20 protein-coding genes and 2 pseudogenes are annotated in these 17360 nt (G+C 68.8%); 8 read left to right on the forward strand and 14 right to left on the reverse strand.

Annotated elements, in window-relative coordinates; translation table 11 throughout:
* Positions 1-10 precede the first annotated feature (10 nt).
* From NL126_RS12615 to NL126_RS12645, 7 genes are all read right to left on the reverse strand, one after another.
* Positions 11-436: a PaaI family thioesterase gene (locus NL126_RS12615; protein ID WP_255195230.1), complete on the reverse strand. Its 426-nt coding sequence runs from the start codon at positions 434-436 to the stop codon at positions 11-13.
* A 77-nt stretch (positions 437-513) separates the two neighbouring features.
* Positions 514-855: a HalOD1 output domain-containing protein gene (locus tag NL126_RS12620; RefSeq protein WP_255195231.1), complete on the reverse strand. Its 342-nt coding sequence runs from the start codon at positions 853-855 to the stop codon at positions 514-516.
* Between the two features lie 43 nt (positions 856-898).
* Complete coding sequence (locus tag NL126_RS12625; RefSeq protein ID WP_255195232.1) at positions 899-1846, reverse strand: helix-turn-helix domain-containing protein; 948 nt, start codon at positions 1844-1846, stop codon at positions 899-901.
* 55 nt (positions 1847-1901) lie between these two features.
* Positions 1902-2921, reverse strand: coding sequence for a dipeptide epimerase (locus tag NL126_RS12630; protein ID WP_255195233.1), 1020 nt, complete (start codon positions 2919-2921; stop codon positions 1902-1904).
* Positions 2918-3946, reverse strand: a complete 1029-nt coding sequence (locus NL126_RS12635; protein ID WP_255195234.1) for an N-acetyltransferase DgcN family protein — start codon at positions 3944-3946, stop codon at positions 2918-2920. The genes NL126_RS12630 and NL126_RS12635 overlap by 4 nt, the downstream gene beginning before the upstream one ends.
* 24 nt (positions 3947-3970) lie before the next feature.
* Positions 3971-4861 (reverse strand): Vms1/Ankzf1 family peptidyl-tRNA hydrolase, encoded by an 891-nt coding sequence (locus NL126_RS12640; RefSeq protein ID WP_255195235.1) that lies wholly within the window; start codon positions 4859-4861, stop codon positions 3971-3973.
* A gap of 53 nt (positions 4862-4914) precedes the next feature.
* On the reverse strand, positions 4915-5259 hold the full coding sequence (locus tag NL126_RS12645) for a DUF5802 family protein (RefSeq protein WP_255198846.1): 345 nt from the start codon (positions 5257-5259) through the stop codon (positions 4915-4917).
* 297 nt (positions 5260-5556) lie between these two features.
* On the opposite strand from NL126_RS12645, the pseudogene NL126_RS12650 reads away from it, so the two are divergent.
* From NL126_RS12650 to NL126_RS12660, 4 genes and pseudogenes are all read left to right on the forward strand, one after another.
* Positions 5557-6501, forward strand: a pseudogene (locus tag NL126_RS12650) (sensor histidine kinase); the annotation flags it as partial.
* Between the two features lie 20 nt (positions 6502-6521).
* A pseudogene (locus NL126_RS22125) lies at positions 6522-6671 on the forward strand (DUF7504 family protein); the annotation flags it as partial.
* A 255-nt stretch (positions 6672-6926) separates the two neighbouring features.
* On the forward strand, positions 6927-7706 hold the full coding sequence (locus NL126_RS12655) for a hypothetical protein (protein WP_255195237.1): 780 nt from the start codon (positions 6927-6929) through the stop codon (positions 7704-7706).
* Positions 7707-7789: 83 nt separating this feature from the next.
* Positions 7790-8479, forward strand: coding sequence for an ArsR/SmtB family transcription factor (locus NL126_RS12660; protein ID WP_255195238.1), 690 nt, complete (start codon positions 7790-7792; stop codon positions 8477-8479).
* A 1-nt stretch (position 8480) separates the two neighbouring features.
* Here the strand turns inward: NL126_RS12660 and NL126_RS12665 are convergent, their stop codons facing one another.
* Positions 8481-8954, reverse strand: coding sequence for a DUF8526 domain-containing protein (locus tag NL126_RS12665; RefSeq protein ID WP_255195239.1), 474 nt, complete (start codon positions 8952-8954; stop codon positions 8481-8483).
* A gap of 84 nt (positions 8955-9038) precedes the next feature.
* Positions 9039-9722 carry a hypothetical protein gene (locus NL126_RS12670; protein WP_255195240.1) on the reverse strand — a complete coding sequence of 228 codons (684 nt, stop codon included), beginning with the start codon at positions 9720-9722 and terminating at the stop codon, positions 9039-9041.
* A 331-nt stretch (positions 9723-10053) separates the two neighbouring features.
* Between NL126_RS12670 and gatD the strand changes: the two genes are divergently transcribed.
* The gene (gene gatD, locus NL126_RS12675; RefSeq protein ID WP_255195241.1) at positions 10054-11298 is read left to right on the forward strand and encodes a Glu-tRNA(Gln) amidotransferase subunit GatD; all 1245 of its coding nucleotides are present in this window, start codon (positions 10054-10056) and stop codon (positions 11296-11298) included.
* Positions 11298-12188 carry a GNAT family N-acetyltransferase gene (locus tag NL126_RS12680; protein ID WP_255195242.1) on the forward strand — a complete coding sequence of 297 codons (891 nt, stop codon included), beginning with the start codon at positions 11298-11300 and terminating at the stop codon, positions 12186-12188. Before gatD ends, NL126_RS12680 begins: the two co-directional genes overlap by 1 nt.
* Here the strand turns inward: NL126_RS12680 and NL126_RS12685 are convergent, their stop codons facing one another.
* From NL126_RS12685 to NL126_RS12700, 4 genes are read right to left on the reverse strand one after another with little or no spacing between them, the layout of a single operon-like run.
* A complete protein-coding gene (locus tag NL126_RS12685) occupies positions 12189-12569 on the reverse strand; it encodes an Ig-like domain-containing protein (RefSeq protein ID WP_255195243.1) in 381 nt (126 codons plus the stop codon).
* On the reverse strand, positions 12569-13003 hold the full coding sequence (locus NL126_RS12690; protein WP_255195244.1) for a DUF7979 domain-containing protein: 435 nt from the start codon (positions 13001-13003) through the stop codon (positions 12569-12571). Before NL126_RS12690 ends, NL126_RS12685 begins: the two co-directional genes overlap by 1 nt.
* Positions 13004-13041: 38 nt before the next feature.
* Complete coding sequence (locus NL126_RS12695; protein ID WP_255195245.1) at positions 13042-13320, reverse strand: ubiquitin-like small modifier protein 1; 279 nt, start codon at positions 13318-13320, stop codon at positions 13042-13044.
* A 25-nt stretch (positions 13321-13345) separates the two neighbouring features.
* Positions 13346-14479, reverse strand: a complete 1134-nt coding sequence (locus tag NL126_RS12700) for an acyl-CoA dehydrogenase family protein (protein WP_255195246.1) — start codon at positions 14477-14479, stop codon at positions 13346-13348.
* A 159-nt stretch (positions 14480-14638) separates the two neighbouring features.
* On the opposite strand from NL126_RS12700, the gene NL126_RS12705 reads away from it, so the two are divergent.
* The gene (locus NL126_RS12705) at positions 14639-15067 is read left to right on the forward strand and encodes a DUF8071 domain-containing protein (protein WP_255195247.1); all 429 of its coding nucleotides are present in this window, start codon (positions 14639-14641) and stop codon (positions 15065-15067) included.
* Positions 15068-15268: 201 nt separating this feature from the next.
* Here the strand turns inward: NL126_RS12705 and ahbB are convergent, their stop codons facing one another.
* Positions 15269-16303 (reverse strand): siroheme decarboxylase subunit beta, encoded by a 1035-nt coding sequence (gene ahbB, locus NL126_RS12710; protein ID WP_255195248.1) that lies wholly within the window; start codon positions 16301-16303, stop codon positions 15269-15271.
* 114 nt (positions 16304-16417) lie between these two features.
* Here ahbB and NL126_RS12715 point away from each other — a divergent pair, with 114 nt between their 5' ends.
* Positions 16418-17308 (forward strand): CPBP family intramembrane glutamic endopeptidase, encoded by an 891-nt coding sequence (locus tag NL126_RS12715; protein WP_255195249.1) that lies wholly within the window; start codon positions 16418-16420, stop codon positions 17306-17308.
* Positions 17309-17360 lie beyond the last annotated feature (52 nt).

The raw sequence follows: 17360 nt of genomic DNA on the forward strand, positions 1-17360 counted from the left end.
GACTAGGCGCTCACTCGTAGCCAACCTCCGGACCGAGTTGGGTCGAGGACTTCGCGAACGTGCCCGTTCCCCGTGCGATCTGGTTGCCGTCGTCGTCGTACGCGACCGCGTCGGCGATGAGCTGGCGGGGGTGGTCGTTGACGACCTCGCCCTCCGCGTGAATCGAGCCCTCCGAGACCGGGCGTGTGAGGTGGATGTTGAAGTTCGTCGTGAGGACGAACACGTCCTCGACGAGGGAGTTCGCGGCGAAGAAGGCCGCGTCGTCGAGTGCCTTGAAGTAGACCGAGCCGTGGACGGCGTTCGCGGCGTGGAAGTGCTTCTCCTGCACGGGAATCGTGACGTCGGCTCGGCCCTCGGAGATGTCGATGTCGGGGTCGTACTCGCCGCTCGTGGGTGCGGCGAGATACATGTTCTCGAGTTTCGTGTAGTGGTCCATGTAGTCGCGCTGGGGGCCCGACCAATAGCAGTTTCGACCGCGGTGGCTCGGCGTGTCAGGCGTGGTGAGCGAGGGGGTCAGTCGTCGGCCACGACGGGGTCGGCCGGGGAGAACGTCACCTCGCCGGTCCCCTCGATCTCGACGTTCCAGCCGGCGAAGGGGAACGCGATGGAGACGTTCTGGCGGTTCTCTTCGGGGACCGACTGAAGCAGTCGTTCGAGGCTGTCGGGATCGACCGCGTCGTACAGCGGTGGGAGTGCCTCAGGTTCCGTGTTCGTCATGGCGGCGACGCCCGAAACGACTGTGAGGTGAAGCGGGCCTTCGGTGTCCCAGTCGTGCTGTATCGTGTGTGCGGTTCCCGACGCGCTAGTAGTGTCGCTCGAACCGGATGGGCCCGGTGCGTCGTCGGGTGCCGTCATCTCAACTCGACCTCTGTACAGCGTGACCCATGTAGATACTGTCTTACCAGTCAGACTTCGGCAGCGAAGCACCGCGGAACAGTCTGTCGAACACCGTCTTCTCGGCCTGGCGGAGGTGGTGGTTGAACGTCTGGCGGGTGATGCCGAGCCGCTCGGCGAGCTCGACGCCGGTGCCCAGACGCGGTTCCTCGAAGTAGCCCGCGTAGTACGCGAGCTGCAAGACCGCCCTCTGTCGCTCGGAGAGGTCCTCTTCCACGACCGTCCAGAAGTCACGGACTGTCGGGACGTAGGTGGTCGAGGCCAGTCGCATGTCCGGGTAGAGCTCGCGGATCTCGCCGACGACGGCGTCGGTGTCGGCCGTCGCGGGGAGTTCGGCGACGACCCAGTGTTCGCCGTCGTGGACGCCGGCGGATTTCGTCTGCCCGCCGTGGTGTCTGATGATCTCCGAGACCGACTCGCTGGCGACGATTCCCTCGAGTCGGCTGACGTCGCCGACCGTGCTCAGGAGGCGAACGCTCTCCATCGACGGAATCCCGGCGAACACGTCGGCGAACGGTCGCGGCGGGATTCCCTCGACCGTGTAGTACTGGAGCCGGCGACCGTCCGGCAGCGGGAGGTCGTGTTCCACGTCGAACTCCAGCGAATCGGTTCCCGCAGGGAGCCCCGAGAACGCCTCGGCGAGCCGCGCCGAGCGGAGTTCGATTTCGACGACCCGGCTGGCGGGGTCCTCGAACTCCGTGGCTCGTGTGTGTGGCATCGACGCCGTCGCCACGGATTCGTCTCGCCACCAGACTCGGCCCCGCGAGCCGACCTTCTTCGTGCGCAACGCGTCCTCTGCTTCGAGCGTCTCCAGCCGGTTGTACGCCGTCCGGCGGGTGCAGCCGACGGCCTCCGCGACCTCGACCGACGTCAGCGGCTCCCCACCCGCCCCGTCGAACACCGCCAGCACCGCCTCGACGGTCGGCTCCTGACGCCCGGTCCCTTCGACCATGCAGTCCGTTCAGCCCCCAGCGAGATAACTCGTTCCGTCGACGGAACCATCGGCCTCACCGACGAACTGCGCCAGTCCCCGGCGCCGCGCCGGTGAGGTCGAGCGCGGGGACGGGTGGCCCGTCGAAGGGGTCGGCGCCGTCTGCGAGCAACAGCGAGCCGTCGAGGTCGGCGTAGTCGAGCAGGGGCGCGAGGTGGACGCCCGCGGCGATGGCGGCGTTCGTCTCGATCATACAGCCCAGCATCGTCTCCATGCCGTGGGCGCGGGCGGCGTGGAACGTCTCGATCGCCGGGCGGACTCCGCCGCACTTCATCAGTTTCACGTTCGCGATGTCGGCGACCGTCGCTACCTGCGGCACGTCCGTGGGCTCGACGAGCGACTCGTCGGCGGCGATGGGCACCGGCGACCGCTCGTAGACGTAGCGCATCCCCTCGGGGTTCTCGGCCGCGACCGGCTGCTCGACGAACTCCACCGTTCCGGCGAGGAACTCGCACATCGCCACCGCCTCCGAGGGCGTCCACGCCTCGTTCGCGTCGACGCGGAGTCGGGCGCTCGGGGCCGCGCCGTGCACCGCTTCGACGATTTCGCGGTCGCGGTCCGTCCCCAGTTTCACCTTCAGCACCTCGTAGCCGGCGTCGACAGCCACCCGTGCCTTCCGGCGCATCTCGTCGGTGTCCGCGAGCCCGATGGTGAACGACGAGACGGGCGTCGCGCTCGCGTCGAGCCCGAGATACCGGTAGAGGGGGAGGTCGTGTAGTTTCCCGAGGAGGTCGTGGAGCGCGATGTCGACGGCGGCCTTCGCCGCGGCGTGCCCCCGTATCGTGCGGTCCATCGCGGCGTGCGCGGCGTCGAGGTCGTGTGGGTCGTCCGGGAGCGCGTCGAGCAGGTTGGGGAGGACGGTCTCGACGGTGTCGGCCGTCTCCCCGTAGTGGCGCGACGGCGCGGCCGCCCCGACGCCCGTCGTCCCGTCGTGGTCGAGTTCGACGACGACGTTCTCGGCGTCGGTCTGGACCCCCCTCGCTATCTCGAACGGCTCCGCGAGCGGCATCGTGACGCGCTCGACGCGGTGGGTCATTCCAGGATGGCCTCCAGAATCGCGTCCGGCCCCTCGCGCACGGGGTCGGCGACGGGCACTCGGAGCTGTGCCTCGTACGTGTCGAGCGCCTCCTGTGCGTCGTCCTCGTCGAGCCCGCGGGTGTTGAGTGACCCCGCAACGATTTCGGTGGGAGCGACCGGCTCGGCCACCTGCTCGTAGAGGTTCGCCACCGTCGCGGGGTTCGGAATCTCGAACGACTCGTAGCCGTGGATGGCCTCCCGGCCCGCGACGTGACACATCACGAGCTGGTCGGGCATCGCGCCGTGGAGGATGCCGCAGGTCACCGTCGAGTACGCCGGATGCGTGATGCTGCCCTGTCCCTCGACGAACAGGTAGTCGTGGTCCTGTCGCTCGACGAGCATCCGTTCGACGGCGCCCGCGGTGAAGTCCGAGATGGTGCGGTCGATGGGGATGCCCCAGTTCTCGATGACGATGCCGGTCTGTCCCGTCGGGATGAACGCGGCGTCGAGCCCGCGGTCGACGGCCGCCTCGTACAGTTCGCGGGTGACGGTCATCTTCCCCGTCGAGCAGTCGGTCCCCACGGAGAGGACGATCTCACAGTCGAGGTCGCGGGCGACGCCGTCGGCGACCGTCAGGTCCGACGGTGGCTGCCGGACGTCCCAGATGTCCGCGTCGTGCTCCGCGGCGAGCGTCGCGAGCCGCTCGTCCTCGCTCAGGAAGTAGTGGAGCCCGGAGATGAGGTCGGCCCCTGATTCGAGCGCGAACTGGAGGTCGGGGCGCCACGACTGGTCGAGGCCGCCGCCGATGGGCGCGATGCCCACGACGAGCGCGTCGAACTCGGGGGCGTCCGCGGCGCGACCCACGATGGGGGCGTCCTGCACGTCGTCGAGGTAGTCGGAGACGCGGGCGTCGTCGTCGACTTCGGCGATTTCGCGGTCGAGCACGGCCACCACCTCGACGTCGGCGTAGCGGAGGACGCCGACGGCGGTCTTCGCGCGGTCCGGGAACCCCTCGTGGGCCAGCAGTACGACACGTCGGGTCATACTCGACCGTTCACGTCGGTGGGCTTAAATCCCGTACAGGCGGGTGGTCCAGAAGTCGCGGAACGCATCGTCGATGGCCTCGTCGGGGTCACCCGTCGCGTCGACGCTCGCGGTCGCGTCGGCGTCGAACTCGTCGAGCAGCGTCGACTCGCCGGCGACGTACAGCCGCTCGACGCCGGCGTCGTCGATGGCCTCGTGACACCGCTTCAGGTGGTCGTGTATCTGCCCCTCGCGGATGCGCTCGAACCGCCCCTGCGAGAAGCCGCCCTTCGAGTGTTTTGACTTCACGTCCGTCGTGAACCCACGGAGCGACTGTCGCTCGCGGCCCTCGTAGACGCCGAGCGCGAACGTGTCCGAGCGGACGAACGCGAACCCGAACCGGCCCGTCGGGCGGAACCACGACTCCTCGACGCGGAAGCCGTCGCTCCACTCGCCGAAGGAGTCGGGGACGATGGGCGGTCGGAGCGCGACGCTCACGAGCCCCGCGTCGTCGGCGTACGCGACGCAGGGGGCCGCGCGACCCACGAGCGCCGCGCGGTCGCCGAACGCCACGTCGAGGTCACCCGGGCGGTCGCGCTCGTCCGTGATGGCTGCGGAGAGCGCCCCCTCGGGGTCGGTCTCGACGCTGTCGAGACGCGCGAGCACCTCGTCGAGTCGCGTGCCGTGCAACGCTTCGCGTCGACGGAACGTGAGGTCGGGACTGTCGCCATCGCCGTCGTCGGTCACGCGACCTTCGAGGTCGGCGATGCGGTCCTCGAGGCGGTTGACGCGCTCCTCGGCCTCCTGCCGGGCCGCGACCGCCTCCCGACGGCGCTCGCTCTCGGCGTCGAGCTGACGTTCGAGGTGGTGACGTTCGTCCTCCAGCGCCTCGATACGCTCCTTCAGTTCGGTGCGGCCCAACAGGTCGTCCAGCATCGCCCGGAGCGACGTGGGGGTGGCACAAAAAGGCTCGACTCGTCCCGTCGGACTCAGACGGCGGCGTCCTGCAACCCGAGGATGCGTTCGGCCACGTCGCCCTTCGCGAGCAACACCTCACGGAGCGTCGGGGGGTTCTCGACGCCCGCGGCGTCGAGCACGTCCCCCGGCACCGCCAGCGTCCGCTCGGGGACCGTCTCGTCGCCCGTCACCGACAGGTGCGTCCGACCGACCTTCATCACCAGCGGGAGGTCGAGCCGCTCTACGCCCTCGCCGGTGGCATACAGCAGTTCGTTGACCTGCTCGTGGTGTTCCTGGTGTATTGCGGCCTGTTCACCGTCGTACGGCTCGACGTAGAGCCGTCCGAGGTAGTACGCCTTCGAGAACGGTGCGAACATCGACAGTTCTTTGTGAGACATTGACTGGCATAAGTATTCCCGCCAATACTTATCCCGTCACGCAATTCGACCGTCGACGCGACGCAGTACCACCCGCCTACTGCGTGGGTGTCGCCGCGGCCACAGAAGGTAAGACAGAGCCACCGGTAGGCGGGAGCAGTGGGTGGCGACTCGGATAGTGGTTCGGCGCTCGGCGTCGAGGATGGGTGGCCGGGTGGGGCGCTCGTCGAGTCGCTGGCGGCCAACGGCACGCTCCCTGCAGTCGTGCTGGCGGCCAACGGCACGCTCCCTGCAGTCGTGCTGGCGGTCCTCGCCGTCGGGCTCGCGGGGTTCACGACCTACAACTTCGTCACCGAACTCGCGAACCTCCGGGTGTCGCTGCCCCCGGCAATCGCCGCGATCCAGGGGTACGGCCCGGCGTTCCTCCTCGCGTACGCGGCGGCCCGACTCTCCCGCAGCGAGTTCACACCCGTCGGCCGCTGGCGGGTCTCACTCGCGGCCGTCGGCGGGATGCTGCTGTTCGGCGGCGTAACCGTCGTCACGCTCCTCGTCCGGTGGACCGAGGGCCGCGTCGTGGGTGAGCCCCGCTACGTCGTGTTCGCCACCGCCGGTGCGGGCGCGCTCGCGGGGCTGCTGATGGGCGTACTGTACGCCCGGTCACAGCGCGACGCCGAGGCGGCGGCGTCGACGCGCGACCAGTTCGAACTCATGAACAGCATCCTCAGACACGACATCCTCAACCGGACGATGATCGTCCGTTCGCGGGCGAACTTCATCGCCGACCACGTCGAGGGCCGTCCCGCGGAGTTCGCCGACACCATCGTCGCCCAGAGCGACGACATCTCCGACCAGGTGGAGCGCACTCGCGCGCTCCTCGACGCGCTCTCGGGGCGCGACCGGGACCTCGACCCCGTCTCGCTGTCGGACGCCGTCGAGACGAACGTCGAGACGCTCCGGGCGACCCACGAGCCGCTGGAGCTCACCGTCGACGTCCTCGACGGGACGCGCGTGCTCGGCGACGACACCGTCCAGGACGTCGTCGGGAACGTGCTGTCGAACGCCGTCGAACACAACGACAAGGAGACGGTGTCGGTACACGTCGGCGTCGAGACGACCGAACGGTTCGTCGACCTCCGGGTCGCGGACAACGGTCCGGGCGTCGACGATGCGGTGGAGGACGCCATCTTCCGCCGTGACCACACGGACTCCACGAGGACGGCATCGGCTCGGCGTTCGGGCGCAGCGACGAGCAGTACGTCACGATGGACACCGAGGGGCTCCGAGTGGGTGTGTTCTCCGCGACGGCGATGCTCGACCACCTCGACCGCGGGAGCGTCTACAAGTTCCTGCGGACGCTCTCGGACCGGGTCGAGCGCGCGGGCTACCTGCTCGTCTGCACGGTCGACACCGCCGAGTGCAACGAGCAGACCGTGTCGATGTTCGCCGACGCGTTCGACGCGATGGTCGAACTCCGGGTGACGACCGAGGGGCCGGAGTTCCGAACGACGGGGCTCTCGGCGGGTCGCAACTGGACGCCGCTGTCGATGTGATGGACCGTCCACGAGCTTAGAGAACCGTTTAACACTCCGTTTGAACCCCATGAACGGTCTGAAAGGTCCGAACGAGTTGCCTGGTTTATGGGGTGTGGGGAGCTACGAGGAAGCAAGATGACCAACCGACTTGGCCTCACGACCGTGTTCGTGGTGCTGGCGCTGGTGGTCGCGGCGGTCCCCGCAGGGGCACTTCCCGCGGCGACCACCAGCGCCCCCGCCGCCCAGAACGGGTCTAACACGTCGAACGCAACCTTCGGCGCCTCGGTCTCGGCGTTCATGCAGGCGAGCGCCGCCAACGCCGAGGGCGAAGTCGAAGACGGGATGTTCACCGCCCGCTTCGAGAACGCCTCCGAGGACCGCCGCCCGGACATCGTCCGCGGCCGGGCGGCGAACCTCGAACAGCGACTCGAGCGGCTCCGTGCGGAGCGTGCTGAACTGCTGAACACGACCGACGGCGAGGAACCGAGCGTCGCCGACCGGGCGAAAGCCGCTCGGCTCTCCGCCCGCATCGACGCGCTCGAAAACTCCATCGACACGACCAGCATGGCGGCCGAGCGCGCCGGTGTGGACGTCACCCGGCTCGCCGAACTCCGCGCGAGCGCCTCCGAACTGACGGGTAAGGAGGTCGCGGAACTCGCCCGTGGGCTCGCCGGCACCGGCGGTCCCCCCGAAGACGCCGCGACGCGCGGCGGTAACGGGATTCCTGGTGGTCCTGACGCCGACGGCTCGGAGGCCGACGGCAACACTACGGACGCCTCGGAGTCGTCCGGCCCCGATACCGGTGGGTCCAACGGGAACAACGCCGGGGGGCCGGGCGACGGTGCCGACCGGTCGAACGCTCGGAACGACGGAAGCGGGACCGACGACACGAGCGGCGCCGGTTCCGAGGCGTAGCGACTGACCACGCAGGAGCGAGCCGTTCCCCTGCCGGCGCGGGGGCAGTCCTTTTATCTACGCGTCGCTAACCTGTGGTGAACATGGACTCAGCCGCGCTGTTGGACCTGCTGGGAAACGAGAACCGCAGGCGCATCTTGCGGCTGCTCGCCCGTCGCCCCTGCTACGTGACGGAGATCTCCGAGTACCTCGGCGTGAGTCCCAAGGCGGTCATCGACCATCTGCGAAAGCTCGAGGACGCCGGCCTCGTCGAGTCGCGCGTCGACGACCAGCGGCGGAAGTACTTCTCCATCGCCCGGAACCTCAGACTCGAGGTGAACGTCTCGCCGTACGAGTTCGGGACGAAGTCGGCGTACTCGGCGTCGCCGTCGCTCGACATGACCGGCTGTCGGTACCTCTCCATCGACGTCGACCGTCGGTCCACGTCCAGCGACGAGGGGTCGACCAACGACGAGTCGGCCCACGAGGACCTGTCCGACCTCGCGGGCGAACTCGACCGGCTCGAACAGCTCGGCAACGAGCTGTCGATGGCCCAGCGATGGGTCCAGGGCCGACTGACGGACGTGATGGACCGCATCTCCGAACAGTTCGGGGAGAGCGAGGGCCGCTTCTACGCCGAGGTGCTGGCCACGCTCGCCAACGGCGCACACGACGAGGCGGTCGTCGCCCGACGGGTGGACGCCAGCCCGGAGATGGTCGCCGAGGCGCTCCGGCGGCTGGAGTCGGTCGGCGTCGTCGAGCGACGCGACGGCCGCTGGTGGCTCGACACCTGACTCAGAGGTCTCGTGTCACGCCGTCGCGGAGGTCGCGACCGAAGTAGTGGCCGATGACGCCCGCCAGCAGGCCTGCTCCACCGGTCGCCGCCGCGAGCGGGAGCCCGATGTCGCTGAACGCGGTGATGAGCAGGAAGCTCGACAGCGTCGCCACCGCTGCAGTGCCCGCCCCGGCGAGCGCGACTTCGAGATAGGCACGGCGCTCGCGGACGAGGCCGAGGAGGAACCCGGCGAAGAAGACGCCGAGCAGGGCGGCGATGCTCCCGGGGAGCAGCGGGACCACGCTCGCGAGCAGCAGCCCACCGACCGAGAGCACGAGCGCGAGCAGGAACCCCCGGAACGAGAACAGCCCCTCGAACGGCGATTTGATGCGCGAGGCGGCCCGAGAGCGGCGGCTCTCGGTTTCGGTCGTCGACGACTGCTCCCGTTGCTGGTCGCGCTCGATCTCCGCGAGCAGTTCGTCGGTGGAGGACATGCTCGGAGTTGGTGGCGGGGGGCCATCGACCTTTCGCCGCGGCTGGTCGGGCGTCGAGCGCGGAAAAATCGGGTGGGAACGTGCTCAGATGCTCGCGTCGTTGGCCAGTTTCGCCGGGACGCCGAGAAGCGTCCGCGGGCCGACGACGGCCTTCGCCTGCGCCTTGTTGTCGTCGGCGTACACCGCCAGTCGCCCCTTCAGCTCGACGGTGTGCACGTTCGTCGAGTCGTCGTAGTCGCCCGACCCGAGGTTCAGCGCCGCCCAGTTGAAGCCGTGGGTGCTCCGCGTCTGGAGCCAGAGCGCGAGATACTCCTCGTCGTCGGTGATGTCCTCGATGTCGCCGAGGAAGCTCGTCTGTACCCGGAAGTCGCGGTAGTTGAACACCACCTCGCTCGCGGCCTGCCGGTCTGCGGCCCACTCGTTCGGGTAGTCGTGAGACACTGGGACGGGGGTCCCGTCGATCTCCATCCAGCAGGTGAGGCCTGCGTTGGCGCCCGAACTCTGGTCTTTGCCCGTCGCCTTGACGTTCGTCCAGAGTGCCGTCTCGGCCTGTGCCATGAGGTACAGGTCGGTCGGCGTCGAGGTCTTGATGGTACCGCTCGCGAGCGTGAACGCCTCGGAGGTGTTCCCGTCCACCCGCGAGTCGAGGGTGTGTTCCTCGCGCGTCGAGCCGCTCGTGTAGATCTTGTCCGCACCGTTGCTCGCGGCGGCGCTCCCCGCGCTCCCGGAGAGCGCGAGCAAGCCGAGCCCCGCGAGTCCGCCCTTCACTGCTGTTCGTCGGTCTACTGCCAGTCTGTCGTTCCGTTCGTTTTCTGTCATGGTCGCCTCTGTGCCACTCGCCAGATGCCCGGCGCTCCCGTGCCAGGTACCGTCCGGATAGGGTCGTCGCGAGTGGCACGTGAGAGACAGCAAACAGGTGGCTTGAGTGTCGCCCGCGTTTCGAGATTCGACTGGTAAACTGACTGGACAGCCACGCTAACCGACAGTTTTCCTCGAACCGCTCACCGCTGAACGGAAGTGGGTGTCTGCGGCAGGGGTCGCAGCTCCACCGGCCGGTCGAAAGAGTGGTTTCAAGTCCGGCGACGCGGAACCACGAGGTATGAACGCTGGAGACCGGGTTCGCGTCGAGCGCGACGACGTGACCTACGAGGGCGTGTTGATGCCCTCGACGACCGCCGACCACCTTGTCGTCAAGCTCGACGGCGGCTACAACGTCGGCATCGACCGCGCGGACGCCGACACGGAGCTGCTGGAATCGGACGTGTACGACGTGGAGAGTGCGAGCGAGGCCGACGACAGCTCCGAAGTCGAGTTCGACGAGGACCTCCCGACGATTTCACTCATCTCTACAGGGGGGACCATCGCCTCGACCGTGGACTATCGAACGGGAGCCGTCACGGCGCAGTTCGACGCCGAGGACGTCCTCAGAGCCGTTCCGGACCTCGCGGGCCGGGCGAACTACCGCGGTCGGGTCGTCGCCAACATCCTCTCGGAGAACATGGACCCGACCATCTGGCGGGAACTCGCCGAGGCTGTCCACGAGGAGATCGAAGCGGGTGCCGACGGCGTGGTCGTCATGCACGGGACGGACACGATGCAGTACACCGCGAGCGTGCTCGCGTTCATGCTCGACCTGCCCGTGCCCGTCGTCTTCACGGGGAGCCAGCGCTCCGCCGACCGGCCCTCCTCGGACAACGTGATGAACGCCGTCTGTGCCGTGGAGGCCGCGAAAGCCGACTGCGCGGAGGTCATGGTCTGTATGCACGCTTCCGAGGCGGACGATGCCTGCGCGCTCCACCGCGGGACGAGAGTGCGAAAGAACCACACCTCGCGGCGCGACGCCTTCGAGACCGTGGGTGCGGAGCCCCTCGGGGAGGTCGACTACGACAGCGAGGCGGTCACGTTCCGCCGCGAGTACCAGTCGCGCGGCGAGGTCGACCTGGACATCGCCCCCGACCTCGACCCCGAGGTAGAACTGCTGAAGTTCGCGCCGGGGATGGACCCTGCGATGCTCGAATCCCTGGCCGGAAAATCGGGCCTCGTCATCGAGGGGACGGGCCTCGGCCACGTCCACACGGACCTCATCCCGACCCTCGAGGCGATGGTCGACGACGGCACGACGGTCGTGATGACCTCGCAGTGTCTGGAGGGGCGAGTCTGTGACCGCGTGTACGACACCGGGCGCGACCTGCTCGACGCGGGCGTCGTCGAGGGTGAAGACACCCTGCCCGGCACCGCGTACGTCAAGCTCATGTGGGTGCTGGCGAACGCCGACTCGGTCCCGGAGGCGATGCGGACGGACCTCGCCGGCGAGATACAGGACCGCTCGACGCCCTGGCAGTAATGGACCTCACGATTCGCCCTGCGGAACATGACGACTACGATGCGGTCGCCGCGTTCACCGAGAACACCTGGCCTGACCGCGACGGCGGCGACTACATCCCACGGGTGTTCCACGACTGGATCGACACGCCCGACACCGAGACGTTCGTCCTCGCAGGCGAAGACGACCTCGCGGGCATCTGCCAGGGTGCGATGCTCACCGACCACGAGGCGTGGGCCCAGGGGATGCGCGTCAACCCCGACTTCCGGGGTCAGCGCGTCTCCCCGCAGCTGACGTACGCCGTCTTCGACTGGGCGCGCGAACAGGGCGCGACCGTCTGCCGGAACATGGTGTTCTCGTGGAATCAGGCCGGGCTGGGTCAGTCGCGCTCGGTCGGGTTCGAGCCCGCCACGGAGTTCCGGTGGGCGACACCGACACCGGACCCCGAGGCCGAGTCGGAATTCGATGTCACAGACGACCCTGCGGCCGCGTGGTCGTGCTTCCAACGGAGCGACGCGGCCCGCCACCTTCGGGGACTCGCGCTCGACCTCGACGAGACCTACGCGGTCGCGGAACTCACGCGCGAGCGCTTGTTCCGCGCGGCCGACGAGGAGCGCGTCTTCGCCGTCCGCGACGACGACGGCACTCGGGCGATGTCGTTCCGGACGCGAACCCAACGCTACGGCGACGAGACGACGTACGCAGAGTACGGCGTGGGAGCCTGGGAGGACGTGGAGAGCGCCCGCGCGCTGTTCGCGGCCATCGCCCGCGACGCCGCCGATCTCGACGCCGACGAGACACGCGTGTTCATCCCCGAGACCGTCCGGCACGTCTCGGACGTAGCTCGCGTCCGTGCCGGGTTCTCAGACGAACCGGACTTCGTCCTCGAGGCCGACCTCACCGGCCGGTAGTCAGGGACCGAGTTCGCCGAGTGTGAGCTCGGGACCGTCGTACACCGAGACGTGGTACGTCTCCCGCTTCTCGACCGTCCAGTTCGCCGTCTCGGTCGGCCCGTCTGGGAGGAACGCGGTCACCTCGTACGTGCCCGGCGACGTGAACACGCCCCGGCGCGTCGGCTGCTCGGGTTGTTCGCCCGCGAAGTTCGCTGCCAGCTCGACCGTCTCGTCGAACGCCTGCTCTCCCCGCTCGTTCCAGATGCGGACCGTCAGCTCGCGACGGTCACTGGTGAAGTTGCGAAAGCGGAGGTCTTCGGGGTCGCTACCGATACACCCGGCGAGACCTGCGAGGCTCGCCGCCGTGACACCCAGCACGGACCGACGGGTTCTTGCCATCAGAACAGCCCGCACTCTCCCGCCGGTGGGTCGGTCGTCCCGGCGAACACCATATCGGTTATCGCCAGCCACAGCCCCTTCACCTCGCCGCGATAACGGAGGTATGTGTCCGGTGTCCGGATTCGGTCGGCGAGTGCGTTGGCCGCCTCGGGCACCTCGTCGCAGGTGCGGTAGCCGCCGTCGAGCGCCTTCTCCACGAGCCGCCGTTCCGGGGCAGAGAGGTCGCGGTAGCGAAGCATCTGGTGGCTGGGGCGTTCATATGTGGGGGGCGTCGACTCGGCGGGCGTCGCCGTCGCGGTTGGTGTCTCGTCTGGTTCGCCGACGGCGATGGTGACGCCGTCGGGCATGCCGTCGAGCACCGAACAGCCGGCGAGCGCGGCGAGGATCACGAGACCGCCGGCTGTCCGGGCGAGTACGTCGCGTCTGGAGGGCATCGGTGGGCGTTTTCTGCCCACCGGTAAGTGCTTTCTCCTCAGCCGCCCGAAACAGGCGGGAACAGCGCGAGCTGGTCGCCCTCCTCGAGGACGGTGTCGTACCCCTCGTCCGTCACGAACGGGTTGTGGTCGTTCCGGAGGACGCGGATGTGGTCGCGGAGTTCGCCCTCCTCGGTCAGCACCTCCTGCTGGAGCTCGGGGTGCGCCTCCAGCAACTGGTCGAAGGCGTCACGGAACGTGTCGCCCGGTCCCGCCGCGACCTCGACCTCCTTCGTCCCCGCCGCCTCGGCGAGATTGGCGAAGAGCTTCCACTTCATATCGGGTGCAAGCGGTGGCGCGGGCTTAGGGGTTCCGCCCCGCGAACACGGCATCTGCGTGCGCGTCGCGGTGCCCCTCGTTCGGCCCGCCAGCGATAGTGAGGAGTTTCGCATCCCGAAGGTAGCGCTCGACGGGCCGCTCGGTCGTGTAGCCGATACCCCCCAACAGTTGCATCGCCTCGTTGGCGTTCTCGACCGCCGCCTCGGTCGCCGTAATCTTGGCCGTCGGCATCGCCCGCGACAGGTCCTCGCCGCGGTCGGCGAGGTCGGCCGCCCGGAGCGTCGTCAGCCGGGCGGTGTCGACGCGCCGGGCCATCCGCTCGACGGTCCACCGCACCCCCTGTTTGTCGGCGAGTGGGCCGCCGTGCTGCTCGCGCGTCGAGACGTGGTCGGCGGCCGCCTCCAGCGCGGCGCGAGCGATGCCGACACCGCGGGCGGGGACGTTGATGCCGTTCGCGACGGCACCACGCTCGACGTAGCCCTCGCCGACCGTGCCGACGACCCGGTCGTCCGGCACGCGCACGTCGTCGAGCGTCACACGGCAGGTCGGCACCGTCCGCGCGCCGAGCGTGTCCCACTCCCGGTCGACGTGGAGGTCGGTGGCGTCGACGAGGAACGCCGTGACGTTCTCTGGCCACTCGCCGCCCGTCTTCGCGTACACCAGCACCACGTCGGCCTCCCGGACGTTCGTCACCCAGCGCTTGTGGCCCGAGAGCACCCACTCGTCGCCCTCGCGTTCGGCGGTCGTCTCCAGCCGGGACTTGTCGCTGCCGGCCTCGTCCTCCGAGAGCCCGAGCGCCGCGACGGTATCGAACCGGGCCATCGCGGGGAGCCAGCGGTCGCGCTGGGCGTCGGTGCCGAACCGCTGGATGAGCTGGGCGACCCCGAGGTGGAGGTTGAGTGCTGCGGCGACGGGCATCAGCGCGGCCGCCAGCTCCTCGGTGACGAGCGAGAGGGCGACGTAACCACGCCCACAACCGCCGTAATCCTCGTCGAGCGTGAGCCCAGTCCACCGCTTCTCGCCGAGGTCCGCGAGGATACCTCTTGGATAGCTCGCCGTTCGGTCGAGGTCCCCCGCGACGGGCTCGATGCGCTCGGCGGCGAACGCCCGGGCGTCGTCTCGGAGGGTTCGTTGGGCCTCCGTGAGCGTGAATCGCATGGCGGGTGGGGGTACCCGAGCCACATCAAGCCGTGGGGTAGGTCGGTTCCGTAACTGGACGGTTCCGCACCGGGAGCTGCCGACTACGAACCCGTGACACTACGATAGCTGTTTGACCTATCCATATTTCTATAGCTCCCACGCTCGATTGACGCCTGTATGTCCCCAATCACACGCAGCCCCCGACTCGTCGGTCGTCCCCTAAGTGCGGCGGCCGTCGTCGTCGCGGCGGCCCTCCTCGCGACGCTCGTCGCACGGGAGGTGGCCGCCGCGAACGCGTATCTCCGAATCGAACACGCCCTGCCGACGTACGACGGGTCGATGGGTGCGGTGTTCCTCGCCGGTGCAACCGCGCTCGTCGTGCTGGCGGGGCTGGCGGCGCTCGTCGACGCTGGCGTTCTCCCGGCGCTCTCGCTCGCGGCCGCACCTGTCTTCGGCTGGGCCGTCAACCACTACGCCGTCCCCGTCGCCCCCCACTACGCGGTGACCTACCCGGTCGAGGTGGCACTGCTGTACGGTGTCGCCTTCGGTACGGTCGGCTACCTCGTCGGCCGCGGGTTCCGCCACGGCATCGCTGCGGCACGCTGAGCGACGCGTCGTCTCGGGTTCGACTCACTCCCCGACGATGTCCTCGTACTGCGCGCCGGTCTGTTTCAGCGTCTCCTGTCCCACCTTTTTACTTCGTCGGGCCACCTCGCAGGCTCGGTGACCCTCCTCGTAAAAACCTGGACTAAAAACACCCGCTCGGCTCACGGAGCCTCGTGGTGAACCGCGCCTGCGGCGCGGACATCACTCCCCGACGATGTCCTCGTACTGCGCGCCGGTCTGTTTCAGCGTCTCCGTCGAGTAGAGCCGCTCGTGGTCGAACGGCAGGTGTTCCGAGGCGAGTTCGTCGATGACTGCGTCGACGGCCTCGGGGTCGCGGCCGTGGACCATCGTGAACAGGTTGTAGTCCCAGCCCTGGTCGGGGCGGCGCGGCCGGTGGTAGCAGAGCGTGACGTACGGGAGGCTTCCGACGGCCTCGCCGCGCGAATCGAGTTCGTCGTCGGGGACGTTCCAGACGACCATGCAGTTCGCGTCGAAGCCGGTGACGACGTGGTTGACGACGCAGCCGACGCGCTTGATACAGCCGTCGGCGAGCAGGCGGTCAACGGCGTCGAGGACGTACTCGACGGGCGCGTCGATGGCGTCGGCCACGTCCGCGTACGGCGTCAGCGAGAGCGGGAACCCGCCCTGGATTTCGAGCAGGAGCCGGCGGTCGAAGTCCGAGAGGTCGGCCGTGGCGTTCTCGGAGATGCGCGTCGCGTTCACCTCGGTCTCGGAAAGCGACTCCCTCGCGAACCGGTCGTCGTTGACGACGGGGAACTCCAGGTCGATGTAGTAGTCCGTGAGCATCGGGAGATTGAGGACTTCACAGCCGGTGCGTTCCTCGATCTCCTCGAGGATGTGGTCGCGGGTGTCGCGCGAGCCGGCGGTAACGACGAACCACATGTTCCAGTCGTGCTCGCGCCGGTAGTTGTGGTTCACCTGCCGGTAGCCGTTGATGACCTCGGCGACCTCGTCGAACCGGTCCTCGGGCGCCTGCACCGCGGCGAGCGTCGAGGAGCCGATGACCGGGGGGTTGAGGACGGCGCCGAACCGCCGGAACACGCCGCGGTCGCGGAGCCGCTGGACGCGCTCCAGCGCCTCGTCTTCGGCGATACCGAGCGCCTCCCCGACTCGTCGGAACGGCCGCGGCTCGACCGGGAAACCGCTCTGGTAGTCGTCGATGAGGGCGGCGTCCACGTCGTCGAGCCCCGCGCGCCAGTCGCCCGTGGCAGTCATTGGCCGGAGTACGGGGCGGCCGAGGGTATCGCTTTCGTTCGCGGAGCGGCGTCAGCTCTCACCGGATGAGAACCAGGGCTGGGTGATATCCCCGTACGGGCTCTCTCTGTACGCATGGGCTCTGAACTCGGAGGTGAAACGGGTCGTACCGTCGACGAGGTCCACAGGGAGTCGCCAGCCGAGGGCCACTGGCGAACGTTCGCTACCTTCGTGGCGGGGACGCTCGCGTTCTCCTGGGGGCTGTGGACGCTCCTGCTGTTCGAGGTGGTGCCGTCGTCGCTGACGGTTCCACTCATCATGCTCGGCGGGTTCGGCCCGTTCGTCGGTGCCGTGATTGCCCTCCGTCGGTCCGGCCGGAGCGTCCGCGAGTGGCTCCGCTCGAACCTGCGCTATCGCATCCCGCTGCGCTGGTACGCGCTCGCGCTCGTCCTGCCGCTGGTGTTCATCGTCGTCGCGAGCGTCGGCTACGTCACCGTCTTCGACGGCGCCTACGCACTCGGAGACGTCCCCCCGCTGTGGCTGTTCCCGCTCGGCCTTGCGCTGACGTTCTTCCTCGGCGGCGGACAAGAGGAACTGGGCTGGCGCGGGTTCGCACAGCCGGCGCTTCAGGACGGCCTCTCGGCGTTCTCGGCCAGCCTGCTCGTCGGCGTCGTCTGGTTCGTGTGGCACGTCCCGCTGTTCTTCGTCCCCGGCAGCTCACAGGCCGGCGTCCCGATGCTCCCGTACGCGGTCGGCGTCGTCGCCACGGCGGTCGTACTCACGTGGCTCTACAACGCAACCGGGAGCCTCCTCGTCCCGTGGCTGTACCACGCCAGCGTCAACCCCGCCGGCGGGTACTTCCTCGCGGGCACAGACGGTCTCCAGACGGTCGCCGGCTACGGCTCGTACACGCTGCTCGTCGTCGGCGTCGCGCTCGTCCTGCTCGTCCACTACGGCCCGGCGGACCTCGCGGCCCGTACCCGTGTGCGGCTCGCCGATCTGGTGGAAACCGCCGCTCCCGGCTGAGTCGCCACGGCCGACCCAGCGTCCGGGGTACCGCCTCGGCCGGCGGCTGTTG

The organism is Halorarius litoreus (genome assembly GCF_024362405.1).
Classification (GTDB): domain Archaea; phylum Halobacteriota; class Halobacteria; order Halobacteriales; family Haloarculaceae; genus Halorarius; species Halorarius litoreus.